General features: G+C 45.2%; 28 protein-coding genes. 15 read left to right on the top strand and 13 right to left on the bottom strand.

What is annotated here, in order from left to right; all coding sequences use genetic code 11:
• The first annotated feature begins 5 nt into the window (after positions 1-5).
• Positions 6-1,235, top strand: coding sequence for an ATP-binding protein (locus QUB06_RS12355; RefSeq protein ID WP_333435497.1), 1,230 nt, complete (start codon positions 6-8; stop codon positions 1,233-1,235).
• A 15-nt stretch (positions 1,236-1,250) separates the two neighbouring features.
• On the opposite strand, the gene QUB06_RS12350 is transcribed toward QUB06_RS12355, so the two are convergent.
• The 4 genes from QUB06_RS12350 to QUB06_RS12335 form a co-directional block, all read right to left on the bottom strand.
• Positions 1,251-1,832 carry an HAD family hydrolase gene (locus QUB06_RS12350; protein WP_333435496.1) on the bottom strand — a complete coding sequence of 194 codons (582 nt, stop codon included), beginning with the start codon at positions 1,830-1,832 and terminating at the stop codon, positions 1,251-1,253.
• Between the two features lie 267 nt (positions 1,833-2,099).
• Positions 2,100-3,227 (bottom strand): ATP-binding protein, encoded by a 1,128-nt coding sequence (locus QUB06_RS12345; protein WP_333435495.1) that lies wholly within the window; start codon positions 3,225-3,227, stop codon positions 2,100-2,102.
• Positions 3,224-5,326 (bottom strand): WD40 repeat domain-containing protein, encoded by a 2,103-nt coding sequence (locus QUB06_RS12340; RefSeq protein WP_333435494.1) that lies wholly within the window; start codon positions 5,324-5,326, stop codon positions 3,224-3,226. The genes QUB06_RS12345 and QUB06_RS12340 overlap by 4 nt, the downstream gene beginning before the upstream one ends.
• A gap of 1 nt (position 5,327) precedes the next feature.
• Positions 5,328-6,701, bottom strand: a complete 1,374-nt coding sequence (locus tag QUB06_RS12335; protein WP_333435493.1) for an AAA family ATPase — start codon at positions 6,699-6,701, stop codon at positions 5,328-5,330.
• 360 nt (positions 6,702-7,061) lie between these two features.
• Here QUB06_RS12335 and QUB06_RS12330 point away from each other — a divergent pair, with 360 nt between their 5' ends.
• Positions 7,062-7,271 (top strand): hypothetical protein, encoded by a 210-nt coding sequence (locus tag QUB06_RS12330; protein ID WP_333435492.1) that lies wholly within the window; start codon positions 7,062-7,064, stop codon positions 7,269-7,271.
• 175 nt (positions 7,272-7,446) lie between these two features.
• Here QUB06_RS12330 and QUB06_RS12325 read toward each other — a convergent pair whose 3' ends face one another.
• Positions 7,447-8,409, bottom strand: coding sequence for a glycosyltransferase family 9 protein (locus QUB06_RS12325; protein WP_333435512.1), 963 nt, complete (start codon positions 8,407-8,409; stop codon positions 7,447-7,449).
• Between the two features lie 172 nt (positions 8,410-8,581).
• On the opposite strand from QUB06_RS12325, the gene ispD reads away from it, so the two are divergent.
• Both ispD and QUB06_RS12315 read left to right on the top strand, forming a co-directional pair.
• Positions 8,582-9,268 (top strand): 2-C-methyl-D-erythritol 4-phosphate cytidylyltransferase, encoded by a 687-nt coding sequence (gene ispD / locus QUB06_RS12320; protein WP_333435491.1) that lies wholly within the window; start codon positions 8,582-8,584, stop codon positions 9,266-9,268.
• 84 nt (positions 9,269-9,352) lie between these two features.
• Positions 9,353-9,676: a hypothetical protein gene (locus QUB06_RS12315; RefSeq protein ID WP_333142212.1), complete on the top strand. Its 324-nt coding sequence runs from the start codon at positions 9,353-9,355 to the stop codon at positions 9,674-9,676.
• Positions 9,677-9,818: 142 nt separating this feature from the next.
• Here the strand turns inward: QUB06_RS12315 and QUB06_RS12310 are convergent, their stop codons facing one another.
• Positions 9,819-10,751, bottom strand: coding sequence for a LysR family transcriptional regulator (locus tag QUB06_RS12310; RefSeq protein WP_333435490.1), 933 nt, complete (start codon positions 10,749-10,751; stop codon positions 9,819-9,821).
• 66 nt (positions 10,752-10,817) lie between these two features.
• On the bottom strand, positions 10,818-11,096 hold the full coding sequence (locus QUB06_RS12305) for a hypothetical protein (protein ID WP_333435489.1): 279 nt from the start codon (positions 11,094-11,096) through the stop codon (positions 10,818-10,820).
• Positions 11,097-11,141: 45 nt separating this feature from the next.
• Here QUB06_RS12305 and QUB06_RS12300 point away from each other — a divergent pair, with 45 nt between their 5' ends.
• The 7 genes from QUB06_RS12300 (at position 11,142) to QUB06_RS12270 (ending at position 14,407) form a co-directional block, all read left to right on the top strand.
• Entirely contained in the window at positions 11,142-11,306 is a 165-nt protein-coding gene (locus QUB06_RS12300; protein WP_333435488.1) for a hypothetical protein, read from the top strand.
• A 103-nt stretch (positions 11,307-11,409) separates the two neighbouring features.
• Positions 11,410-11,673, top strand: coding sequence for a hypothetical protein (locus tag QUB06_RS12295; RefSeq protein ID WP_333287167.1), 264 nt, complete (start codon positions 11,410-11,412; stop codon positions 11,671-11,673).
• A gap of 81 nt (positions 11,674-11,754) precedes the next feature.
• Positions 11,755-12,819 (top strand): tetratricopeptide repeat protein, encoded by a 1,065-nt coding sequence (locus QUB06_RS12290; protein WP_333287165.1) that lies wholly within the window; start codon positions 11,755-11,757, stop codon positions 12,817-12,819.
• A 67-nt stretch (positions 12,820-12,886) separates the two neighbouring features.
• Complete coding sequence (locus QUB06_RS12285; protein ID WP_333435487.1) at positions 12,887-13,096, top strand: hypothetical protein; 210 nt, start codon at positions 12,887-12,889, stop codon at positions 13,094-13,096.
• 88 nt (positions 13,097-13,184) lie between these two features.
• Complete coding sequence (locus tag QUB06_RS12280; protein WP_333435486.1) at positions 13,185-13,382, top strand: hypothetical protein; 198 nt, start codon at positions 13,185-13,187, stop codon at positions 13,380-13,382.
• Between the two features lie 4 nt (positions 13,383-13,386).
• Entirely contained in the window at positions 13,387-13,629 is a 243-nt protein-coding gene (locus QUB06_RS12275; RefSeq protein WP_333056915.1) for a YgiT-type zinc finger protein, read from the top strand.
• 268 nt (positions 13,630-13,897) lie between these two features.
• Positions 13,898-14,407, top strand: coding sequence for an N-acetyltransferase (locus QUB06_RS12270; RefSeq protein ID WP_333435485.1), 510 nt, complete (start codon positions 13,898-13,900; stop codon positions 14,405-14,407).
• A gap of 97 nt (positions 14,408-14,504) precedes the next feature.
• Here the strand turns inward: QUB06_RS12270 and QUB06_RS12265 are convergent, their stop codons facing one another.
• Positions 14,505-15,323, bottom strand: coding sequence for an ATP-binding cassette domain-containing protein (locus QUB06_RS12265; RefSeq protein WP_333435484.1), 819 nt, complete (start codon positions 15,321-15,323; stop codon positions 14,505-14,507).
• A 540-nt stretch (positions 15,324-15,863) separates the two neighbouring features.
• Here QUB06_RS12265 and ssuE point away from each other — a divergent pair.
• The 4 genes from ssuE to QUB06_RS12245 all read left to right on the top strand — a co-directional run bounded on the left by ssuE (position 15,864) and on the right by QUB06_RS12245 (position 18,069).
• On the top strand, positions 15,864-16,421 hold the full coding sequence (gene ssuE / locus QUB06_RS12260) for an NADPH-dependent FMN reductase (protein ID WP_333435483.1): 558 nt from the start codon (positions 15,864-15,866) through the stop codon (positions 16,419-16,421).
• Positions 16,422-16,454: 33 nt separating this feature from the next.
• Positions 16,455-17,486, top strand: coding sequence for a sulfonate ABC transporter substrate-binding protein (locus tag QUB06_RS12255; protein ID WP_333435482.1), 1,032 nt, complete (start codon positions 16,455-16,457; stop codon positions 17,484-17,486).
• Between the two features lie 127 nt (positions 17,487-17,613).
• On the top strand, positions 17,614-17,772 hold the full coding sequence (locus QUB06_RS12250; protein ID WP_272030862.1) for a tyrosine-type recombinase/integrase: 159 nt from the start codon (positions 17,614-17,616) through the stop codon (positions 17,770-17,772).
• 66 nt (positions 17,773-17,838) lie between these two features.
• Complete coding sequence (locus QUB06_RS12245; RefSeq protein WP_333220482.1) at positions 17,839-18,069, top strand: EF-hand domain-containing protein; 231 nt, start codon at positions 17,839-17,841, stop codon at positions 18,067-18,069.
• Positions 18,070-18,349: 280 nt separating this feature from the next.
• Here the strand turns inward: QUB06_RS12245 and QUB06_RS12240 are convergent, their stop codons facing one another.
• The 5 genes from QUB06_RS12240 to QUB06_RS12220 all read right to left on the bottom strand — a co-directional run bounded on the left by QUB06_RS12240 (position 18,350) and on the right by QUB06_RS12220 (position 22,944).
• On the bottom strand, positions 18,350-19,354 hold the full coding sequence (locus QUB06_RS12240; protein WP_333435481.1) for a 2-oxoglutarate and iron-dependent oxygenase domain-containing protein: 1,005 nt from the start codon (positions 19,352-19,354) through the stop codon (positions 18,350-18,352).
• A gap of 36 nt (positions 19,355-19,390) precedes the next feature.
• Positions 19,391-19,783, bottom strand: a complete 393-nt coding sequence (locus QUB06_RS12235; RefSeq protein ID WP_333435480.1) for a carboxymuconolactone decarboxylase family protein — start codon at positions 19,781-19,783, stop codon at positions 19,391-19,393.
• Positions 19,784-19,878: 95 nt separating this feature from the next.
• Positions 19,879-20,664, bottom strand: coding sequence for an aliphatic sulfonate ABC transporter permease SsuC (gene ssuC, locus QUB06_RS12230; RefSeq protein WP_333435479.1), 786 nt, complete (start codon positions 20,662-20,664; stop codon positions 19,879-19,881).
• Positions 20,661-21,839: an FMNH2-dependent alkanesulfonate monooxygenase gene (gene ssuD / locus QUB06_RS12225; RefSeq protein WP_333435478.1), complete on the bottom strand. Its 1,179-nt coding sequence runs from the start codon at positions 21,837-21,839 to the stop codon at positions 20,661-20,663. Before ssuD ends, ssuC begins: the two co-directional genes overlap by 4 nt.
• Positions 21,840-21,861: 22 nt before the next feature.
• The gene (locus QUB06_RS12220; protein WP_333435477.1) at positions 21,862-22,944 is read right to left on the bottom strand and encodes a sulfonate ABC transporter substrate-binding protein; all 1,083 of its coding nucleotides are present in this window, start codon (positions 22,942-22,944) and stop codon (positions 21,862-21,864) included.
• Positions 22,945-23,022: the final 78 nt, after the last annotated feature.

The raw sequence follows: 23,022 nt of genomic DNA, 5'->3' as shown, positions 1-23,022 counted from the left end.
GAAAAATGAACCAGATAAAAATTTTGGTTGTCGAAGACGAAGTTATTGTAGCGCAAGACATAGCAGGCAGATTAAAAAAACTGGGATATGCAGTAACAGCTACAGTTTCTTCAGGAGAAGAAGCAATTCAAAAAGCTCTAGAAACCCCGCCAGAGTTAGTGTTGATGGACATCGTGCTTAAAGGTGACATAGACGGGGTAACAGCGGCAGAGAAAATCCGAACTAATATGAATGTGCCGACAGTATTTTTAACAGCTTATGCCGACGCTCAAACGCTGCAAAGAGCGAAACTTACAGACCCATTCGGTTATATTATCAAACCATTTCAACAAAATGATTTGCGGGTGGCGATCGAGATTGCCCTGCACAGACACGAAATCGAAACCAAGATGCGAGAATCTCTCAAAGCTGCGGAAGCAGTCAGAGAGTCGGTGGAAGAAAAATCGCACCGCCAAAACCAGTATATTTCAATGGCCGCTCACGAATTGCGGAATCCCCTCAACGCGATTTTAATCTCTGCGGAACTCCTAGAGCTCGATCGAACTCGCAGCAGTGACGAATCGCAAGTTAGAACCCTGCGATTGGTGCACTCAGCTACCCAAAAGATGAACCAGCTAATCGATGATATGCTGTTCATGGGCAGGGCAGAAGCAGGTCAACTCAAATGTCATCCATTACCGATAAATTTAGTCGAATTTTGTCAAGACTTGCTCGCTCAATTGCAGTTAGGAAATGAAGCCAAGCATAAACTAACATTAATCCCCTCAGATGTTACCAGTGCAATATTAGATCAACAATTGCTGCACGGCATTATTTCTAACTTAATCGTCAACGCCATGAAATATTCCCCAAACGGCGGGCAAGTCACCTTGGAATTGGAATACCGTCAAGCAGGCGAAGGAGACAAAGAAGCTATTTTTTGCTTATCTCCTCAGTGTTTGTTTGGCAATTCCCTATTTACCAATATTAGCTCCCCCTTACTAATTATGCGTATCCGAGACGAAGGTATCGGTATCCCAGAAACTGAAGTAGGGAAAATATTTGAAATGTTCTACCGCTGCAAGAATACGGGAAAGATTAAAGGTAACGGTTTGGGATTAACAATTGTTAAAAAAGCTGTGGAATTGCAAGGAGGCGCGATCGCCTGCGAAAGCAAAATGGGCGTTGGTACAACCTTCACAGTCGCGCTTCCTTACGTAGCACTTTCCTGTTCAACTCAACGGCAAAAAATTTAAATTCCCCTACAAAAACTAATCAAAGTGTTGCAAAATCCAGTCCACCGCCACCGCTAAATTTGCTGCAATAAAATCCGGTTTAGTATGGTGCTGATACTCCCCACTCAACACGCTTTCCCCGTAACCAGTCTGCACCAAAATACCAGTACAGCCGGCATTGTGAGCCATATCAACATCAGTCGCTTTATCTCCTACCATAAAACTATTTCGCAAATCCAAATCGTATTCCCAAGCCGCCGCTACCAACATCCCTGTATTTGGTTTTCGCCAAGTCGAATACCGCGTAAATTCGGGGTTTGTTCCGCCTTCGGCTGCGCTTAAATAAGGACAGTAATAAAGAGCATCTAACCTCGCTCCTGCTTCATTTTCTAATAGCTGACACAGGCGTTTGTGCAAAGCTTCTACGTGGCTAATCGGATTATAATCCCTCGCTGGGCCCGATTGATTGGAAACCAAACAGCAAAATATTTTTTTGTCATTTAAACGGCGTACAGCTTGGGCTATTCCGGGGATTAAATGCAAATCTTCTACTTTGTGGATGTAGCCGACTTCGATATTGAGAACGCCATCTCTGTCAAGAAATACTGCTCGTTTCATTGTTGTATTGTTTTGGATATAATATAAAACTCGGTGGCAGAGGAATTGATATTACTTAAACTTTTCCTCCGCTAGTCCTCCCGCCTACCCGCTAGTCCGCCAGGGAATGAATTCCACGGGGCTTATAGCTAAAGTCCTCTAAAAGAGGACTGAATCATTCATTAGTCCTCTTTTAGAGGACTTTCGCTTTGAGGCAGGGGTTTCAACCCCTGTCGGACTATCGGTTTAACGTGTTTGTTGACTCCAATGGACACCGCCGTGTCCTCATTATGATTCTAAAATAGATTGTTTGCCTAGCCATTCGCGGAAACTATTATGATACAAATTATAGCAAATTTCTCCTCCAATTTCTTGTTTATTTAAGAACTCGATCCAATTGCCTAACACTTTTTCAACATCGTATTCATCCTGATCAATTATATTGGATATCGCACTTACAGACAAACCTGTTGTGGATTTTACCAAAACATTCAGCACAGACAACTCGATCGCCGATAAGCCATCACCTCTCATCCGCAGCCAGTGGTTTTGATAATACGCTGCTAAACCGGGAGGAAGTTCAGAGAGAAGTGAGGACTCTCCCAGATTAGCATCGGGGTGTGAATTCTCGGCGATCGCCCTTAACATCTGACTCAGATACATGAAATTGTTTTCGCTGACTGTGGCGAGTTGTTGGCAGAATTCGGGTTGAGTTAAATCCGGTGCGGTTGATAGGTATTGCTGAATGTAGTTAAGGACATCTTCGCGATTTGGGGCGGGATAATCTCTTAAATCGAGAGTTTGAGAGGGGGTTTCAATTAACAAACCGGATTTCTCTCTCAAAAACGGGCGGCGGGCGAGGATAAAATAAGTACGATCGCCCAAATATCTCGGCAGATAAAACAGATTGGTACTGGGAGGCTGACTCGTGCGGGCGATCGCGTCTACAGAATCAATGACAATTATCAACCGTTGGCGATCGGCTAATTTATCGCTAATTTGCTGAAGCAACAAAGACAGAAACCAACTCCCATCATCGGATTCGAGATTTGGAATTTGAGATTTGAGCTCGACAATTTCGGATGTTTCCCCATTGGCGGCAAGGTATTTGTCAATTAGTTGAGTGCAGACAGAAGCGAGAAAATCTTCAGCTCGATTTTTGCCCTCAACTGCTGCGTTGTAATAGATACTGCGAGGATGGGCGGTGACATATTGGGCGAGGATGGAACTTTTGCCGCAGCCGGGAGTGCCGACAATTGTGAAATAACCGCGGCTGTGGGAGTCCAGAAATTTGGAAATGCCAGAAAAAACAAACTTGCGCCCGACAAAATTCTCGGTTTTTTCTCGCAGGAGTTGCTGAAATTCTTTTGGGTAAGCGGCGGTAGAGATGGGAGTTGGCAGAGGTGAGGAATTCATGTTAGTGCCTCCATCCCTTCTAGCCGCAGGAAATATACGCGGCCGGATTCGTCGCCTGCCACAATTGTGACTCGATCGGGTGCAATAGCGCAACAAGAAATTTGGCTTTCACCAGTGAAAGTGGCAATGAGATTTCCACTCGTTAAATCCCAGACTTTGAGGGTGTTATCTCTTGAGCCAGAAACCGCCCGCTTCCCATCAGCAGTGACGGCTACTGCATATACCCAGTCGCTGTGACCATTGAGAGTAAACTGTTCCTTTCCAGTTGTTAAATCCCAGACTTTGAGGGTTTTGTCAATTGAACCAGAAATCGCCCGCTTGCCATCAGCAGTGACGGCTACTGCATTTACCGAGTCGCTGTGACCATTGAGAGTAAACTGTTCCTTTCCAGTTGTTAAATCCCAGACTTTGAGGGTGTTGTCATGTGAACCAGAAATCGCCCGCTTGCCATCAGCAGTGACGGCGACTGCTTTTATTACCCAACTGGTGTGACTGAGAGTAAACTGTTCCTTTCCAGTTGTTAAATCCCAGACTTTTAGAGTGTTATCTCTTGAGCCAGAAATCGCCCGCTTGCCATCAGCAGTGACGGCGACTGCATTTACCGAACAGGTGTGACCATTGAGAGTAAACTGTTCCTTTCCAGTTGTTAAATCCCAGACTTTTAGGGTGTTATCATCGGAACCAGAAATCGCCCGCTTGCCATCAGCCGTGACGGCGACTGCATTTACCCAACTGGTGTGACCATTGAGAGTAAACTGTTCCTTTCCAGTTGTTAAATCCCAGACTTTTAGGGTGTTGTCATGTGAACCAGAAATCGCCCGCTTGCCATCAGCCGTGACGGCGACTGCATTTACCCAACTGGTGTGACCATTGAGAGTAAACTGTTCCTTTCCAGTTGTTAAATCCCAGACTTTTAGGGTGTTATCATCGGAACCAGAAATCGCCCGCTTGCCATCAGCCGTGACGGCGACTGCATTTACCCAACTGGTGTGACCATTGAGAGTAAACTGTTCCTTTCCAGTTGTTAAATCCCAGACTTTTAGGGTGTTGTCATGTGAACCAGAAATCGCCCGCTTGCCATCAGCCGTGACGGCTACTGCATTTACCGAGTCGCTGTGACCATTGAGAGTAAACTGTTCCTTTCCCGTTGTTAAATCCCAGACTTTTAGGGTTTTATCTCTTGAGCCAGAAATCGCCCGCTTGCCATCAGCCGTGACGGCTACTGCATTTACCGAGTCGCTGTGACCATTGAGAGTAAACTGTTCCTTTCCAGTTGTTAAATCCCAGACTTTTAGGGTTTTATCTCTTGAGCCAGAAATCGCCCGCTTGCCATCAGCCGTGACGGCTACTGCATTTACCGAACTGGTGTGACCATTGAGAGTAAACTGTTCCTTTCCAGTTGTTAAATCCCAGACTTTTAGGGTTTTATCTCTTGAGCCAGAAATCGCCCGCTTGCCATCAGCAGTGACGGCTACTGCATTTACCGAGTCGCTGTGACCATTGAGAGTAAACTGTTCCTTTCCCGTTGTTAAATCCCAGACTTTTAGGGTTTTATCTCTTGAGCCAGAAATCGCCCGCTTGCCATCAGCAGTGACGGCGACTGCTTTTACCGAACTGATGTGATTATTGAGAGTACGCAGCAGTCCCCGGCCAGGGGGAGTTAAACAAGATGTCAAAGGACGCAACCAAGGTGCTGCTTTCCACTGCTTAGCTACCTCTGCCATTCCCTGAATTGCCGGAATGTTAAAGTGCAGCAAGTGCCCTAACAATTGCTCTGCGAGTTGCGTCTTATCTAGAGTCAAAATATCTGCTGAAATCCACAGTACCGCTTGAATAAAGTTCAGGGATTTAACTTTTTCTGAGTTATACTCTGGGTGAGTTAATGCTTCTGAATCGTCAACAAAATCGAAATCATCAATCAGTGCCTGCAGTCCAAAATCAGGATGCTGAATTTTTGCCATCAGGAAGTTAAAATCAGTCAGCGTTTGATAATATTTTCCTAAATTTCCAGACTTAACATAATTTGGCAGTAAGCTGCCCAGATAAGCACGTTGAAAGAAAAGTGGTTTGGCCTCTAACTTCTCAGCAAATTCTCCCATCTCACGCCATCCTCTTTTCTAAATACTCAGTAATCCGTTGATTTACTTCCTTAAAAAGCTTGCGCTTTGAATCCATCTCTCGTTTGCCTTTCAGAAAGTCAAAGAAACTAGCATGATAAATGGTGTAGCAGGTGTCTCCGTCTACCTTTTGTTTTTTCAAATACTCCACCCACTCATCTAAAACCGCTTCCACATCGCATTCATCTTCCTTAGCAATTCCAGCAATCATCTCGGAGGGAATCGGCGTTCCAATCTCTAACAAAATATACAATACAATCTCCATCAATTGCCCGGGCTTAGCTTCCATCCCCATCCGCACCCAATGGTTTTGATAATACTCTTGCAGCCCGTCGGGCAATTGGTTTAAACTTAAGTCATTGTAATCGCCCTTAGCAATTGCTGGCAAAACATAGCGCAAGTACATAAAATTATTTTCGCTTTTCTTTGCCAATTGTTCCACAAAGCTTGCATCGATAATGCCCCGCTCTTGAATCCACTTTCTCAGTCCATCCTTATAGTCAGAATCGGTATTTATAACAAATAGAATATACTCTTTGATATCATCTTGATTAAAAATGACATACTGGTCATCTCTCAAATCTAATTCTTTGATCGGAACTCCCGGAGATACAGACAGTCGCTTTTTACCGAGGTGATAAGGTCGCCTAGTCAGCAGCAAATAAACGTTATCTGGGAGAGTTGTCGGTAAATGTAAAAGATTTTCTCCCGCTTCTTGTTCGACTTCATCCAGTGCATCAACTGCAATTACCAAAGGTTGACCAGCAGTGAGTTTTCCCGCCACCTTTGCCAGTAACGTCGGTAAATCCGCATCTGCTGAATTTTGCAATTGATAGCGGTCAATTAATTGCTGGCGAATGCTCTTCAAAAACAATTCGGGTCGGTTGCGTCCTTCTACCAGAATATTGAAATAGCAGGGAGATTTATGTTCCGAGACGTATTTGGCAACAATGGAACTTTTGCCCATTCCCGCATCCCCGATGATTGTAAAATAACCGTGAGGATTTTCCGTAATAAAGTCCTGAAAAGCCTTAAAAACAAATCGGCGGCCGCAAAAGGTTTTAATTTTTTCTGCTAGGAGTGATTCAAACTCTGGCGGTAGCAAATTTTCGGCATTCCAATCTTTTGAATCAACAATATCTGTTGGTTCTATCCCTAATGCTTTAGCTATGTTGGTAACTTGCCATCTTTCTACACCATTAGGACATGGTTTTGTACCGAGTAAGCGCTTAAGTGTGTCCTCACCAACCTTAGCTTTTGTCGCTAGTTTTGCTATCGTCAATTCAGCTTCTTGGTATGATTCTCTGAGCTTGATTTTTCCAGTTGGACTCGATTGAACTTTATCGGATTCGCGCATAGTAGGTTTTTAGGTATGGTTGTTAGTTTTTTAGTTAATTCGATAATTCGACAGTTGGACAGTTAGATCGCACTTACATTCTATATTTATTACGCACTCCGAGGCTGATAAACCGGGTTTTTCCCCGGATATACGAGCTACAACGAAGTATTTCGGAAAAACCCGGTTTCTGGAACCCATGCGTAAATCCTAATTTAATTACTTGTTTCTGACTAGGGCAGATAGGTTTTAATCTCCTGCCCTATCTGCCCTACATTTTAGGGCAGAACACAAATTAAAACTAGCCCTATCTGCCATTGAGTCTCCCTTTTTGCTCCAGTATTCTAGTTAGAGAAACACTATTTAGAAGAGCAAATCGTTATGAACCACAATATTAACCGTGCCGTCAGATCCTTGCCACCCGTGATTCTCATGGTAGGTGTAGGACTTCTATATTCTCATAAAATCTCAGTGGATGAATTCACTGCTTCCGCCAATGCCTTGATAGGTTTTAGCAGAATTGAGTATGCTCAATCTAAGGAAAAGAAGAAGGTATTGCAGCAGGAGATCGATCGACGAAAAGAAAGCTAAATCTAGGCGACGCAGGGCACGGCAATGCCGTTTCCCTACCCCCAAAATAGGAGGAGACGGCAGTGCCGTTTCCCTACACCAAAATGCTCGATCGCCCTAGATGAAATATGCAACCATCGCCAAATTAATTGTAGGGACACGGCACTGCCGTGTCCTGACTTAGATATCCTAGTTCTTAGCCGCCCCAAACCTTCTTCAAAACATCTTGAGGAGAGATGTCTGCCATTTTGCCAGTAGGAGATTTAATGCCCAAAAATCGATCGCTCTTTGGCAACAATTTCGCCGGTTCAGTTGGGCCAAACAAAGCTATTGTATAAGTTTGAACCGCCACAGCTAAGTGCATCGGCGCACTGTCAGTACATATCATCAAATTAGCAGCAGCAATAGTGGCAGCCAACTTGCCGACATCATCCGGCGAGATAACTTTTACATTCGGACATAACTCGACTAACTTTTTCACGAAGTCTGCATCTTCGGGCCCTTTCACAACAACAACGGGCAAATTCGGCTGCCGCTGCTGACAATCTTCAATTATTTGCTTCCAGTTGTCTGTAGGGTAAATTTTGTCAATACCTTTAGACACAGCTAATTGACTCGAACCGCCGTGAATTAGAATGTAACCGCTTTCTTTGATTCCCAACCGCTGCTGTTCGGCTTCCGCCCACTGAATGTCCTGTTTTGGTACATTAATTGCGATCGCCGGACAAGGATTTTTAATGTTGAATCCTTGCAGCAAATCGTGGTACATTGAAGCCGCGTACTGTTCAGTTTTCAGCGGTATCGCAGCGGTGAGAAATCGAGCACCGTTGGTTCCCGAATAGCCAACTCTCTGCGGAATGCCGGTCAGCCACAGCAAAAGTCCTACAGTCCACCGCTGGCCGAGGGAAATCACTGCTTCGTATTCGCGATCGCGAATTACGCCCAGTAAATTGCCCAAATCTGCCATAGCGTTGCGGTCTTTGAAATTGTACGTCAAGACTTCTTTGACGGATTTGCAGACTCGGTAAGCACCCTTTGCCCTCGGTTCCACGATGACATCAATTTGCGCGTCGGGATAAGACTGCTTGAGGTCATCAAGAGTGGGGAAAAATAAAATTTGGTCGCCAATCCCGCCAGGGACAAGTGCTAGTATTCGCATCATAAACGATCGGGCTATTATTGATCGAGGTAGCTCTCAGAGATCGGCTCTCAACTATCAGCTTATAGTATTTCTAGACCTTAAAAGCTACTGGCTGACAGCTAAACAACTGACTCAAAAGTACAGGACGCTCTTATTATATATATCTAGTTGGGTTAAAAACGGTTAGTAAATGCACTTATTAATTCCTGCAGCGGGTTCGGGGCGACGGATGGGGAGTCAGCGGAACAAACTGCTGCTGACTTTGCTCTCTAAACCTTTGCTGAGTTGGACTTTGGCTGCGGCTGAAGCTTCGCAGCACATTAGCTGGATTGGCATCATGGGCCAGCCAGACGATTTTCCTGATTTTAAAGCAATTCTGAGCGATTTATCTTTGGTTAAGCCCGTGGAACTGATTAAAGGAGGCGCTACCAGGCAAGAGTCAGTTTACAACGGTTTGCAGGCTTTGCCCCCCAATGCCGATCGAGTGTTGATTCACGACGGCGCGAGGTGTTTGGCAACTGCTGAATTGTTCGATCGATCTGCAGAGGCCCTCTTGACCTGTCCCGGCTTGATTGTCGCCGTCCCGGTCAAGGATACGATTAAGGTCGTAGATGAGCGTCGGATCGTGCGAGACACGCCAGACAGAAGCAATTTGTGGGCAGCCCAGACTCCCCAAGGATTTGAAGTGAAATTGTTAAAGCAGTGTCATGAAGAAGGGCGACAGAAAGGTTGGGAAGTGACAGACGATGCGGCTTTGTTTGAAAAATGCGGTTTACCAGTGCAAATTGTGGAGGGAGAAGAGACGAATTTGAAAGTCACAACACCGGTTGACATGGCGTTAGCTGAATTTATTTTGCGACAGAGATACGGGGAATAGTTTTAAATTGTGTAAGGGGAATGCGACTCAGCTATGTTGTCGTCATTAGGAGAAAATCTGTAATACAAGTGGAGGATGAAAGCAATGGAATATAGCGGTACATGGCGGATCACAGAGATGGCAATGTGGGATAGTGATTATTTGGACATGGAAGTTGAAGCCTATATCGAGATTGATGAAGCAGGTTCAGGAGAATTTCAATTCGGTTTAGTATCAGGTGAAATTGACGGCGAAGTCGTAAAAGATGGAAAGGATCAGCGATTTGAGTTTACATGGGACGGTAATGACGAGAACGATGCTGCATCTGGTAGCGGTTGGCTCAAATTAAAGGATAAAAACTCGGTAGATGGTCGAATCAAATTCCACCAAGGCGACAGTTCTAGTCTTGTTGCAAAGCGCATGAAATAGGCAATCAGCGCTCGTACTATTTTAGGCCATTTTTTTTACCGCAGATGAACTCAGATAAAATCCCATCTGTGTTCATCTGCTGATATCTGCGGTCACAAAATCCCAATCTGACCAATAACCAATAACAACTGGCTTAAGTTTATCATGAAGGATTAATCGGAAACTCGCCCTCACTCTCAACATCTATCACACTTGTAACTACATCCAAAAACGCAAACACGGCCGGAACTAACAGCGCATCCCTCAAAACAGCCACCCCAATTACCCTTTCAAAATCCGCCGGTAAACTGCAAACTTTCACCGAAAGAGGTATCGGTTCCGCAGCCAAACGCGGCAGAATTGCTGCACCCAAACCTTGCATCACCATACTGACAATAGTTGAATCTTCGCTGAGTTCGTAAGCGATATTTAAGGGAAACCCCGAAGTTGTCAAATATTTTCGCAGCGGTACAGAACAAGCATTTTCCACCGGCTGCAAAATCAACGGATAAGCCGCTAATTCTTTCCAGGTAATCTTAGCACTTGACAATTTGGCAGTTGGCGGCAGCAACACAACATATTTATCCCGCAAAATTTCTCTAGTTTCAAATTCATCCGAGATGGGAAGAGAGACAAAACCGATGTCTGCTTTGCCCGATCGCAAAGCCTCTTCCACAGCTTGGGTATAATAAACTTCGGCAATGCTGACCGTAATTTTGGGAAAGCAACTGCGAAATTTAGCAATAATACCCGGTAGGATATGAGTTGCGACACTCCGAAAAGTAACTATCCGTACCTGGCCTCCCTGCAAACCTTTTTCCAAATCCGCTTCTTTGACCATCATTTCTAAGGCGCAGGCTATTTGACGCCCGTGACTCACTACCCTTTCCCCCACCGGCGTCAGTTGAGCACCGTGTCGCCCCCGGTGGAACAATTGCACTCCCAATTCTGTTTCTAAAGAGGCGATGGCGTGGCTGACGGCGGATTGGGACAGTTCCAATTGCAAAGCCGCCTCGCTAAAGTTTTCACAGTCTGCTACAGCTATCAAAGCTTGAATCTGAGAGAGTTTCATCCGCCGCGTATTGATTTCGTTCATAGCGTTTGTGCCAGTAGTACCCAAATTGTCACAAGGGCTTCGATATATCGATTTTATTCATACAACCTATGCAAGCAATGCTTTGATTGTCCATTGCCCCAGAGTTAAGGTTAATTTATCAGGTAACAGATAGACTTTTACAGGACTTGCACGATAACCATATTGTGCTGTAATTGCGATGACGTTATTGCAGCTAAAAGCTATTTTTTGTAATTTTATTGGTGCAATGTTTGTAGGAGTTATCACTTTAAGGTGTTGGCTATGTCTACTTACAACAGTCGGATAAACCCCCGAATAATGATGTTTTTTTTGATAGCGGAGCGAGCTAAACCATCCGAAAAACATAAAGGGCTATCTCTCTTTTCAGCTATAAAAAAAATTGGGCATTTTTTGCTCTACCTCATTTCTAGTGAGGACGAACTGAGAATTTGGCAGACGTGCGATCGCTATGGTAACACTTGGTGGCACGGTTGCGATCGCGCGACAGGTCGTTCTACCTGCGTGGCGACGGATGATGAAATGCGCGCTTGGATCGATCGGCGTTATTGCCAATAGTAGTGTGGGTTGCGTAGAAATGAACTGAAATACAGTCCTCGATTAGCAATTACCCATTAGCAATTACCCATTAGCAATTACCAATTACCAAGTAGGAGATGCTATGCTTCAAATATCTTCCGAATGTGCAGCGCCAGATCGCATTATTCTGATGGAAAACGAGGTATACAGATTGCCTCAAACTCATCGAGAAATTCAAGTTTTGTCAGGAATTGCTTGGATCACGGTTGACCAACAGGACATCATCTTGCAAAGCCCTGAAAAAGCATCGCTTCCACCCAGCAAAAACTTTGCTGTCATATCCGCTCTCAACAATATGCCGCTGATTATGGCAGTCTGGCAAGACAAAAACCCAGTCAGAACCTAGAGATTGAGAAAAAATTTGGCAGGAACACCCCAAAAAGCTCTATCTTAATAGTTATCACTTAGCTATTGGAGGACTCGATCGGTGCACTGCCGCTCTTATCACTTCAGCTATCTCGCAGCTATAAGTATTGTGTTATCGCCCGCACTCACCTTGCTGGCAATTTCAGACGCCCGGGCTTATGCCCCAATTATAAATGCGAGGCGCGCCCAAGCGAGCGAGCTCGCTCAGGCAACTGACCCCAAAACGCAAGCAGACGAACTCTTTGAAACAGGAGTAAAACAGCACCGCGAGGGTTTGTTTCGAGAAGCAATTCAGAGTTTTGAGCAAGTTTTGGCAATTCGCAAGCAACTAGGCGACCAAGCGGGAATCGGAGAAACCCTCAACAATATGGGGGAAGTTTATGGCGAAATGGGTTTGAGGCCCAAAGCTTTGGAAGTTCTGCAGCAAGCTTTAGTCATTCACCGAGAAATCAGCGGAGGGCGTCGTACCGCGCGCACTCTCAATCTCATAGGTTTCGTCAACCGGATTGGGGACAATTTTTCCGAAGCGATGAAACTGCACCAAGAAGCTTTGGAACTTGCCAAAACTACCGACGACCAAATTGAAATTGGAGAATCCCTCCACAACATCGCGGCCGTGTACGCAGAACAGGTCAATTACGCCAAGGCGATCGAATTTTACCAGCAAGCGCGGACGATTCGCACGGCCGCCGGCGATCGGCGCGATTTAGGTCGTACCCTCAATAACATGGGCGGGGTCTACTACAACATCGGCGACTTTAATAGAGCGATGGAATTTTACCACCAAGCTTTAGCAATTCGCCGGGAAATCGGAGACCGGGCTGGCGTCGGCCGCCTCCTCAACAACATGGCACTTACCTCCCGCAAACTCGGCAAAGATACTCAAGCGCTGATCTATTTTCAGCAAGCAATACCGATGTTAGAATCTATCGGTGACAAGACAAGTATCGGACGCTTGCTCAACAATATGGGCGCAATTCATGAAAGTCTCGGTCAAAATGCTCAAGCTCTAGAATCCTACGAGGGAGCTTTAAAAATTGCCCGCGAGGGCGGCGACAAAGCCGGAGAAACTACAGCGATGGAGGGCATTAAGCGATTGTCTTCCGGTCAGCTTGTACCGCAATAAGAGTAGTTAGTAAGTCGGGTCGAAGGAAGTAAAACCAGATATTTAAGAAAGTGAAAATGATAGATTTTTGAACAATAACTTGCTAGGATTGCCTGGATGTAACATTAATCAGCCAGTGCCCCGCAACGATATTGACCGTATCAGAGAGAAAATTCGCCTCCGCCAGTACGATATGTCAGCCCACGCAATGGAAGAAATGGCTGAGGACTTGCTGACTATCCTGGATGTAGAAGAGGCGGTTCTGAGCGGTCAAGCGATTTTAGATTTTAGATTTTAGATTTTAGATTAAAGAATTGAAGCATTGACCCCACGGATAAATACGTTCGGCAAGTTTCATCGGATACAGGTTTTTTATTTCTGGACGGATGAATCCGGGGGCTTGTATCCTGGATGCTTTGGGTCAGATTATCCTGGTTGAAAAAGACGACCCCAGAGGTACAAAATATGTAGTAGTGGGGACTGCACTGGATCGACAAACACCTGTTGGAGTGGTTGGACGTTTCGCTAGTAACGGACGTTATCTAATCATCAGGCTTTATGAAGTCACTCAACTTAATGGCTAATCGTATGTATAAATACAGATGTGAGTATTGCGAAGGAACCGTTCAACCCCGCACTGTCAAGCGCGAGGCATTCAAACATAAAAATGGATTTGTCATTCTTGAAGATGTGACCATCGGTGTTTGCGATAACTGCGGCAATCGATACTATTCAGCCGATATTCTTCATGCGGTTCATGCCGTTGCAACTGGAGCGAGATTGCCTGAAAGAACCGAACAAATTCCGGTTACTCATTTAGAATCAGCATAACCAGTGGAGCGCTTTAATTGCATTAAAACGCTGTGACGATAAAGGAGACTGTCCGGGGGTTAAGATTGGAAGCGATCGATCGACTTTTGCAACGATTTGGCATTCCTCTGCAAGTCGTTGTATAATTGGTTGCCCAAAATATATAACTCAAAAAGAGGAAAAAGGCTTCAGGGGCGCTATAATTTGATTGAGATCGCTATCGAAAGATAGAAACAATTTCTGTAGTAATTTGTCTGCCAGAGCGGCCGCACAACCATTAATCTAAGCTATGGATATCCGTACCGAAAAGCCAGAAGATGTAGAAGCTGTTCGCAACATTAATATTGCGGCATTCGGGCGAGAAAATGAGGCTAACTTAGTCGATCGATTGCGGGGAATTGCATCTACATTTGCCTTCGTTGCGGTACAATCCGATCGCATTGTCGGACACATTTTCTTCAGTCCGGTTGTCGTCGAAGGAAAATGTTCTAGGAATTTGTCGATTCTGGGGTTGGCGCCAGTCGCAGTTCTTCCCGAATATCAGCGCCAAGGTTTAGGAACGCTGATGATCCAGCAGGGTTTAGAAGAGTGCAGACGATCGGGATTTCAAGCAGTAGTTGTGCTTGGTCATCCAGATTTTTATCCGCGTTTTGGGTTCCTTCCTGCTAGTAGAAAGAGCTTAAAATGTGAATATGATGTGCCCGATGAAGCGTTTATGGTGTTGGAGTTAGAAAGTGGAGCTTTGCAGGATTGCAGCGGAACGGTGAAGTATCGATCGGAGTTTAGTCTATGCGAGTGATATCCAATCCGGGTGCATCGGATTGGCTGACGAAGAGCTCGCGAGTCAGAAAAATTCTTAAACGAGCGCCCATATCTGAGTTACCTTGGTAGATCCCTTATCCGTATTTACTTATCTTTACATAGTTGGGTTTTTTGTATCTACCTATGGCAACTTTCTCTGCATCTTTGCTACTTTCTTTTTGACCCATAACGCGCTGCAAAATCGCCTCTACTTTCGCAGCAAATAGAGCATTTCCTCTCTGCCTCGGTCGCGGCATATCAATAGAACAGTCCATTGCAATCTGACCATTTTCTATTAAAATAACTCGGTCAGCTAGCAGCACTGCTTCTTCTACGTCATGAGTGATCAGTAGCGCGGTAAATCCTTTTTCTTGCCATAAATTTTCTAACAATTGCTGCATCTCAATGCGAGTCAAAGCATCCAACGCGCCGAGGGGTTCATCAAGCAGCAGTAAATCAGGTTCGCAGGCAAGGGCTCTTGCTAAAGAAACTCTCTGCTTTTGACCGCCGGAGAGTACCGCCGGCCAATCGTTGGCGCGATCGCCAAGCCCTACCGCGTCAAGGACTTGCATCGCTTTGTAGTGCGTGTTTTCTTTGGCCGTGAGTAGCCCTAATTTCACATTTGCCACCACTTTTTGCCAAGGTAGTAGCCGTGCATCCTGAAACATCATTGTCACTTTAGAGTTGAGTTTGCGGGACGCCTTTCCATCTAGAAAGACAGTGCCTTGAGTGGGAACTTCTAGTCCGGCGATTAAGCGCAGTAAGGTACTTTTGCCACATCCGCTGCGACCTACAATTGCTACAAATTCTCCGGGATTTATTTCTATGTTGATATCCCGCAAAATTTTAATATTTCCAAATGACTTCTGGAGTCCTACTAATTCTAGACCTATTCCTGAGAGTGGTGATTCCATTCTAAAAAACCTCCATATCGCAATCTATGCCACAGGCTAAAAACCTTTTTCGCTGTCAAAGGTGGCTGTTGAGCAAATGCCAATTCGTCTCCTACTCATCGGTGGTGGTGAATAGCAGATTAGCATTTCTAAATTTAATCTACGGTAACTCTGTCCAATTACAGGAGTTTGTGATTAAACAAGATTATTGCATAGGTATCTACAAAAAGCAAGATAATTTTTCGCCGAACTTCTGCGGCTTTGATAAATAATTGTTCAGAACAAGCAAACCCTGTTCCTGTAAAGGTTCTGTTTTTGAGTCCGGTGGGATTATGCTGTATTTGGAAGAAAAAACCTGACAGTTGATTCCCGCCGAGATTCGCGATCGCGCAAAATTTGCCTAAGAGTTATCAAACTTTACATCTCAACTTACTTGCTTTTTAAAATTGACTGTGCTAGCTTACTATCTATTAAATACGGTAAATCTACACACTTACCGTATTATAAGCGATACAGGAAATCGTTCATTTTTAAATGAGTCAAAAATAGGAGGACTATTAAATGCCTAATGTTATTGCGATCGCAGGTAGCCCGTCTCATCCATCCCGCTCCTTTGCCGTGCTGGAATACGCCCGCCGCGCTGTCGAGAAAGAGGGACTGAGTACGGCCTCTATCAACATCCGCGATCTCCCGCCAGAGGTATTAATTTACGGACAATTCGCGAACCCAGACTTAAAAGCAGTCAATGATTTAGTAGTAGAAGCCAAGGGCATAATCATCGCCACACCTGTTTACAAAGCAGCCTACACAGGCGTACTCAAAGCTTACTTAGATTTGCTCCCGCAGAAGAGTTTAGCTGGTAAAGTTATTCTCCCCATAGCCACCGGAGGTACGCTGGGTCACTTATTAGCAATTAACTACGCCCTCAAACCAGTGTTATCCGAGCTGGGCGCTAGTCATATCTTGGCTGGTGTCTATGTTTTAGACACGCAGATCCAAAGTTATGACGAAACAAGCGTACAACTTGAAGAGGAAACAGAACAAGGATTGCGATCGCAGTTGCAAGAGTTTGTTGGTGCCCTGCAAACTGGCAAACCCGAATTAGTTGGAAGTCTCTGATCGGAAAGTTACCAACAAACAATATTATTGTTTATGCTCAAAAGACTGATTTCATTCCTTGCTCAATTATGGCGATCGCACCTTTCCCTAGCAGCGCTATTTCTATTGGGAATCAGCTTAAATTGGGCGATCGCCTCCTGCAATACTCCCACCCCTACGGGATCTGCAAGCCCCGCCGCTTCCTCCGCAGCAGCTCAAGCTCAGGTAGTCCGCATCGGCCATCAGAAATTAGACCCCTTCACGCTAGTCAAAGCCAGAGGCGGGTTAGAGAAACGCTTGCAGCCTCTAGGCATATCCGTTGAGTGGAAAGAATTTCAGGCAGGCCCCCCGATGTTGGAAGCGCTAAACGCCGGCAGCATCGACATCGGGCGCACCGGGGACGCTCCTCCAGTCTTTGCCCAGGCTGCTAACGCACCCCTACTTTACATTGGCGGTAGCGCCCCCAAAGACCGCAGTTCAGGTATTTTAGTTCCTGCTAATTCACCAATTCAAACCCTGGCAGATTTGCGGGGTAAGAAAATAGCTTTTACAAAAGGTTCAAGCGCCAATTACCTGTTAGCAAAAGCACTGAAATCCGCAGGGATAAAATGGACTGAGATTGAGCCTGCCAACCTGACACCAGCCGATGCCAGAGCTGCCTTCCAACAAGGTAACGTAGATGCTTGGGTAATTTGGGACCCGTTTTATGCAGCAGCTCAAGCGCCAAAAGATGTTCGTGTTGTTAAAGATAGTAAAGGACTAGCAGCTAACCGAGATTTTTACTTAGCTAATCGCTCATTTGCTCAGTCTAATTTCAAAATTATTGAGGCAATTAGAGAAGAAACTCAAGCAGTAGCGACTTGGGCGGATGCGAATCCCGCAGAAGTAGTCAAGATTCTCGCTCCCCTTCTGAAAATTGATGCTTCTATCTTAGATGTAGTAACTCGACGGCGGAGTTATGGATTTGAACCGATCCAAGCTGATATGGTGGCCGAGCAACAGGAAATTGCGGATACTTTTTTTGAACTCGGGTTAATTCCCAAGCAGCTCAAAGTTGAAGAAGTAATTTGGAAACCAGGTAATTAAAAATCCCCGCTTGTGGGTAGATGTTGGATAAAGCAAAACACCTGATATCTTCTACCTTCCAAATAGCGGGGGTGAAGACGATGCTGGGGAACCGCGCTGGGATTACAGGAAAGGTCAGCCCCATTGGTTGCGTCACGCCCACGCTTCGCATTCACTAGACAGGGGCGCGCCGATTCATTTGGTGCAGCAGACGTTAGGGCATGAATCGGTAGCGACTACTTCCAGGTATCTACACGCACACGCCCAAACGACAGCAACAGCTTGTATCTGCCAGGGTAAAAGGTAACTTTCCTTGCATCTTTTTCAATATTATGGGATATTGAATTGAAAAAACTAATTCAAATAGAAACTTATGGCAACTGAGCAAGAGCTTCAATCTCTTTTTAATGCCTTGGATGGCGATCAAGATGGCAAAATATCGAGTAATGAGCTTTTTTTAAGTCCTGGGTTAAATGCAGTCATTTTAGCAGAAACAGGTACTAGCCCTGCGGAACTGCTAGCGACGTATCGAGATGAAGAGGGTAATATTACCTTTGAAGACTTGAAACAAGCTGTTAAGAAAGCAGGGAATTTAGTAGAATAAGCGCGATCGCCCAGCTAGCAGCGATTGAAATAAAATCATTGATCCAAGTGGATGAGTGTCTTCCCCTGGTAATAGTTGCAGTAGTTATAGGGCAAAAAGCGATCGCTGACTACCAAGGATAAGAACTTGCTTCTTATCCTTTCATCTGGCAGGGATTTAAGCCCCAGTTGACATTAGAGTTATAATGTCGGCAGTGGAGAACCTTTTTTCTTTGAGCTACCTCCGAAAATCCCCTTGACAACTGGCTTTGAGCCTTAACTTGTCACCAATGGGTGACTGTTTACAAAACTTGCTGGCGCAATTGGGGAAAAACCTTTGCAACTTTGTTCAGGACATAATCGCCGTAAGTGCCGCGAAACTCGTGAACGCTGGCTTTATCCCAACGTTCGTTCTTGTTGTCACCGACGATCGCTCCCTTGATTTCGATCGGGTGGAGTTCAGCATTGAAATTGGGATCGAAGAAGAATGGAAATGAGAGGCGAGCCTGTCCTGACACATTCTTGACTCGATGAGGAGTAGACCGATAAAGTCCACAGGTGAGACGATCGAGCATATCGCCAATGTTACAAACAAATGAGTTGGCGATCGGGGGAGCATCAATCCAGCCTGATTTTGTCTTCACTTGCAACCCACCTAAATCATCCTGCTTGAGAATCGTGAGCAAACCGTAATCGGTATGCTCTCCCACTCCCCAGGATTGCTCTTGCGGATTGCTTTGTGGTGGATAGTTAAAGATGCGAAATAAAATCAGGGGATCACTCGTATAGCGATCGCGAAAATAAGAGGCATCTTCGCCCAAACTCAGGGCAATTCCAGCCATTACTGCGTGACCCACTTGGGTCATAACTGCTAGATACTCCAACACTGTTTCGCGAAACAGGGGAATCTCTGGAAACAGATTCGCTCCAAACATGGGAACACCTGCTTGAACAGCCGGATGGGTTTGATTCAATTCCGATCCGAAATAAATTCCTTCTTTCAAATCTGGTTTACCATTCGTCAGTTCACCTCCAACCGGAAAGTAGCCGCGCCATGCCCGACCGCCCAGCGCCATCCGAATTTGCATTTTGGTTTCTAAATCTAGAGCAAAAAACTGACGGCTCAGTTGCTCCAAACGGTTTTGCAAGCCTTTGTCTACACCATGCTCAACAATGTAAAAAAAACCTGTGTCGCGGCAAGCTTGTCGGATTTGGTTTGCAACAGCATCTAGGCCATTATCCGATACCAGCGAACTAATATCGATAACGGGAATCTGAGAAACATCTACTGTTAATTCAGTTGCCATAGAGATGGATTATAAGTAGTTAAGATTGAACGCCTTTTATAATTTGAATTGTTCATCCACCGGAATTTGATAGCCATTTGCCAGTCGATTGGTAGCGTTTGCGGTTGCCACGATCGCCATCAGTTCCCCAAATATGGCATCATCCATTCCCTTGGCTCGCCCTGCGGCTGTATGAGATGAAATGCAGTATTGGCAACCATTTGTAACGCTGACAGCAATGTAGATTAACTCGCGGGTCAGGGGATCGAGTTCTCCCGGACCCGTCATCACCTCCTTCACATTCTGCCAGGTACGTTGCAGGGTAGGTGGATGGTTGGCGATCGCTTTCCAAAAGTTGTTGATGTACTCGGTTTTGCGTGTGGCACGAATGTCGTCATAGACTGCGCGTACTTCATAATTTGCGTCTTCGTATTCAATCAAATGGCTCATAGTTGTACAGGGGTTTGTAGCTGTAAATTCTAGAGTAACTAAGAAAGAAAAATGGGACACTCTCATCTTTCTTTCTTATTGCTGCTTTTTTCTCGCTAAGCTGGCTGATAATTGGGATGCCAAGCAAGCCATTTCTCTTCTAACTTCCTGGCGATCGCATCTGCAAACTTACCCAACAAAGCATACATAATAATGCTCAACACCACAACATCAGTTTGCAAGAACTCGCGAGCATTCATTGCCATGTAACCAATACCAGAATCCGCAGCAATTGTTTCTGCGACAATCAGCGTCAGCCACATAATCCCCAATGAATATCGCAGACCTACCAAAATTGAAGGCAAGGCCCCAGGCAAAATAATTTTCCACAAAAGAGACGTGGTACTCAATCCATAAACTTTTCCCATTTCAATCAATCCGGCATCTACGCTGCGGATGCCGTGAAATGTATTGATATACATTGGAAAGAATACACCCAAAGCTACCAAAAACAATCGAGCCGGATCGCCAATTCCAAACCACAAAATCACTAGGGGAATTAAGGCGAGGTGGGGAACATTACGAACCATTTGTACAGAAGTATCTAGCAGCTTTTCGGCGATTGGAACCAGACCATTGACGAAACCAAGAGTCAAACCAATTCCTCCGCCGATGATGAAACCAACGACGGCACGCCAAGCACTAATTCCGATATGGTGAAACAGTTCCCCGGTAATTGCCAATCTAACTCCGGCACTTAAAACACCTGTTGGGGCGGGTAAAACTCTTGTGGAAAGCCAACCCACCTGCACCAATAATTGCCAGCTAACAATCAGGAGCATTGGGACAATCCAGGGGATTACCTGCTGAAAATAGGGGTTGTTGAGCCATTTTTTATTCATGACGCACTCGTAGGAATAACTTGTTGGTGGAGAAACTTTTCGTTGGCAACAATTTCGCCAAAAGGACTAAACATTTGCGGTTGATTTACAGTCGGTTGGTTCTTCAACGGCAAGCGGGGGAATAGCAATTCAGCGACTCGATACGCTTCTTCTAAGTGGGGATAACCGGAAAAAATGAAAGTTTCAATCCCCAAGTCGGAATATTCCAATATTCGCTCGACAACGGTATCGGGATCTCCGACTAAAGCAGTACCAGCACCGCCTCTTACTAACCCAATTCCGGCCCACAAATTGGGGCTAATTTCTAGAGCTTCGCGGTTGCCTGCGTGCAGTTGAGTCATCCGCTTTTGCCCTTCAGAATCCATTCTGGCATAAGCTTTTTGGGCGGCCGCGATCGCATCTTCATCGACATATTTAATCAATCGATTTGCATCCTCCCAAGCCTCGCTTTCAGTTTCGCGTACAATGACGTGAAGGCGAATCCCAAACCGCACAGTTCTACCCTGTTCTGCAGCTAATTTTTTCACAGCTTCAATTTTTTTTGCCACTTGTTGTGGCGGTTCTCCCCATGTCAGATAAACATCAATATGTTTTGCTGCAATTTGTTGTGCGATCGGCGACGAACCGCCAAACCATAACGGAGGATAAGGAGTTTGTACAGGTGGAAATAGAACTTTCCCGCCCTTAACTTGGAGATATTCACCGCTAAAATCGACTTCTTGCTCTCGCACATTAGTCGAGTTACTTGCTTCAAGCATTGCCCTCCAAACAGTCAAGAATTCATCAGTCAATTCATAACGTGCGTCGTGACTCAGATGCACTCCATCTCCAGCTAATTCAACCGGATCGCCGCCCGTAACCACATTAATCAGCAAGCGCCCGTTAGATAATCTGTCAAAGGTTGCTGCCATCCGTGCTGCTACCCCAGGAGACATTAATCCCGGACGAATTGCTACTAAAAAACGCATTTTTTCCGTTACAGACATGAGGGAAGAAGCCACTACCCATGCGTCTTCGCAAGAGCGTCCCGTCGGAAGTAGAGCGCCCGTAAATCCTAAATGGTCAATGGCTTGGGCGATTTGCTTTAAGTAGGACAAACTGCCAGATCGCCCTCCAATTCCGCTCGCTAAATACCGTCCGTCTCCGTGAGTTGGGATAAACCAAAATAATTCCATTTGCCTTAGTCTCCATCACTATTTATTGTTTAGTTACCTGAGCCACTTCACTAATTTTGATCTGTTTGGGAAGCAGCTTCAAATCCAAGAAAGTATCAGCAACTTTTTGTTGATAAGTGATGACTTCCGCTGTAATGGGCTGCACGCCGTAAGGCCGTCTCCGTGCCACTTCCTCTAAAGTTGGAACGTCAATACCAAGAGCGGGAGATAGCAGTTTTGCTACCTCAGTTGGTTGAGTCGCCGCCCATTCATCGATTTTTTGAAGTTCCTCTAAAATTGCCTTAGTCCGGTCAGAATATTGGTCGTTAAAAGGTTTAGCAGCTAGATAGAATTCCCGATTAGCTACAAGCCCTTCTCCATCCTTAAGAACGCGAGCATCAGTAGCTCGTTTCGCTACTGTAAAAAACGGGTCCCAAATCGCCCAAGCATCAACGCTACCTTGTTCAAAAGCTGCCCGCGCCTCTGCTGGCGGCAAGTAAATAGGCTGAATGTCGCTATATTTTAATCCGGCTGCTCTTAATGCTTCTACTACTAGGTAGTGCACGTTTGAACCCTTATTAAATACAACTTTTTTGCCTTTCAACCCAACCACATCTTGAATGGGAGAATCTTTCGGTACTAAGATAGCTTCGCCTTTAGGATTAGGAGGCTCATTAGCAACATATACTAATGGTGCGCCAGCGGCTTGTGCGAAAATAGGCGGTGCTTCTCCTGTATGACCAAAGTCAATACTGCCTGCATTCAAAGCTTCTAGTAATTGAGGACCAGCGGGAAATTGAAGCCACTGTACAGAAATGTTTTGCGAGGCCAAACGCTTCTCTAAACTGCCTCGTGATTTAAGGATGCTTAGAGTTCCATATTTTTGATAGCCAATCCGAATTACATTGCTCTGTTGTGAGTTAGAACTAGCCACCGATGTGGCAGCAGAAGTTGGGGCTGTAGTTGTATTTGTTTGCTGAGTAGGAGCACAGGCTGAGACTGTCAAACTCAAACTGAAGCCAATTGCAAAAAGTAAAGCAAAGGTCTTGATAGAACTATGTTTGAGTTTGCTCCAAAGATGTCTCAATCTGCCTGGAAATCGGTTTTCTTTCAATGGGGTTAACATTGTCTATTCCTGAATTTAAGTGCGGAAAACCAAGAAACGTAATAGCCATGCAAGAACTGAGCTAATCATTATTGACTA

Source organism: Microcoleus sp. D2_18a_D3, from assembly GCF_036702455.1.
In the GTDB taxonomy this organism is placed as follows: domain Bacteria; phylum Cyanobacteriota; class Cyanobacteriia; order Cyanobacteriales; family Microcoleaceae; genus Microcoleus.
Note: the sequence above shows the minus strand (reverse complement) of the source record. Positions and strands in the feature narration are given on the sequence as shown.

Excerpts from the sequence above, each read along its gene's own strand:
- QUB06_RS12295 (WP_333287167.1), top strand. The coding sequence starts at position 11,410 with ATGCTTCAAATATCTTCCGAATGTGCAGCGCCAGATCGCATTATTCTG.
- QUB06_RS12310 (WP_333435490.1), bottom strand. The coding sequence starts at position 10,751 with ATGAACGAAATCAATACGCGGCGGATGAAACTCTCTCAGATTCAAGCT.
- QUB06_RS12315 (WP_333142212.1), top strand. The coding sequence starts at position 9,353 with ATGGAATATAGCGGTACATGGCGGATCACAGAGATGGCAATGTGGGAT.
- QUB06_RS12305 (WP_333435489.1), bottom strand. The coding sequence starts at position 11,096 with ATGTTTTTCGGATGGTTTAGCTCGCTCCGCTATCAAAAAAAACATCAT.
- QUB06_RS12275 (WP_333056915.1), top strand. The coding sequence starts at position 13,387 with ATGTATAAATACAGATGTGAGTATTGCGAAGGAACCGTTCAACCCCGC.
- QUB06_RS12335 (WP_333435493.1), bottom strand. The coding sequence starts at position 6,701 with ATGCGCGAATCCGATAAAGTTCAATCGAGTCCAACTGGAAAAATCAAG.
- QUB06_RS12330 (WP_333435492.1), top strand. The coding sequence starts at position 7,062 with ATGAACCACAATATTAACCGTGCCGTCAGATCCTTGCCACCCGTGATT.
- ssuD (WP_333435478.1), bottom strand. The coding sequence starts at position 21,839 with ATGGAATTATTTTGGTTTATCCCAACTCACGGAGACGGACGGTATTTA.
- ssuC (WP_333435479.1), bottom strand. The coding sequence starts at position 20,664 with ATGAATAAAAAATGGCTCAACAACCCCTATTTTCAGCAGGTAATCCCC.
- QUB06_RS12235 (WP_333435480.1), bottom strand. The coding sequence starts at position 19,783 with ATGAGCCATTTGATTGAATACGAAGACGCAAATTATGAAGTACGCGCA.
- QUB06_RS12345 (WP_333435495.1), bottom strand. The coding sequence starts at position 3,227 with ATGAATTCCTCACCTCTGCCAACTCCCATCTCTACCGCCGCTTACCCA.
- QUB06_RS12325 (WP_333435512.1), bottom strand. The coding sequence starts at position 8,409 with ATGCGAATACTAGCACTTGTCCCTGGCGGGATTGGCGACCAAATTTTA.
- ispD (WP_333435491.1), top strand. The coding sequence starts at position 8,582 with ATGCACTTATTAATTCCTGCAGCGGGTTCGGGGCGACGGATGGGGAGT.
- QUB06_RS12255 (WP_333435482.1), top strand. The coding sequence starts at position 16,455 with ATGCTCAAAAGACTGATTTCATTCCTTGCTCAATTATGGCGATCGCAC.
- QUB06_RS12350 (WP_333435496.1), bottom strand. The coding sequence starts at position 1,832 with ATGAAACGAGCAGTATTTCTTGACAGAGATGGCGTTCTCAATATCGAA.
- QUB06_RS12220 (WP_333435477.1), bottom strand. The coding sequence starts at position 22,944 with ATGTTAACCCCATTGAAAGAAAACCGATTTCCAGGCAGATTGAGACAT.
- QUB06_RS12355 (WP_333435497.1), top strand. The coding sequence starts at position 6 with ATGAACCAGATAAAAATTTTGGTTGTCGAAGACGAAGTTATTGTAGCG.
- QUB06_RS12280 (WP_333435486.1), top strand. The coding sequence starts at position 13,185 with ATGAATCCGGGGGCTTGTATCCTGGATGCTTTGGGTCAGATTATCCTG.
- QUB06_RS12340 (WP_333435494.1), bottom strand. The coding sequence starts at position 5,326 with ATGGGAGAATTTGCTGAGAAGTTAGAGGCCAAACCACTTTTCTTTCAA.
- ssuE (WP_333435483.1), top strand. The coding sequence starts at position 15,864 with ATGCCTAATGTTATTGCGATCGCAGGTAGCCCGTCTCATCCATCCCGC.
- QUB06_RS12265 (WP_333435484.1), bottom strand. The coding sequence starts at position 15,323 with ATGGAATCACCACTCTCAGGAATAGGTCTAGAATTAGTAGGACTCCAG.
- QUB06_RS12245 (WP_333220482.1), top strand. The coding sequence starts at position 17,839 with ATGGCAACTGAGCAAGAGCTTCAATCTCTTTTTAATGCCTTGGATGGC.
- QUB06_RS12270 (WP_333435485.1), top strand. The coding sequence starts at position 13,898 with ATGGATATCCGTACCGAAAAGCCAGAAGATGTAGAAGCTGTTCGCAAC.
- QUB06_RS12240 (WP_333435481.1), bottom strand. The coding sequence starts at position 19,354 with ATGGCAACTGAATTAACAGTAGATGTTTCTCAGATTCCCGTTATCGAT.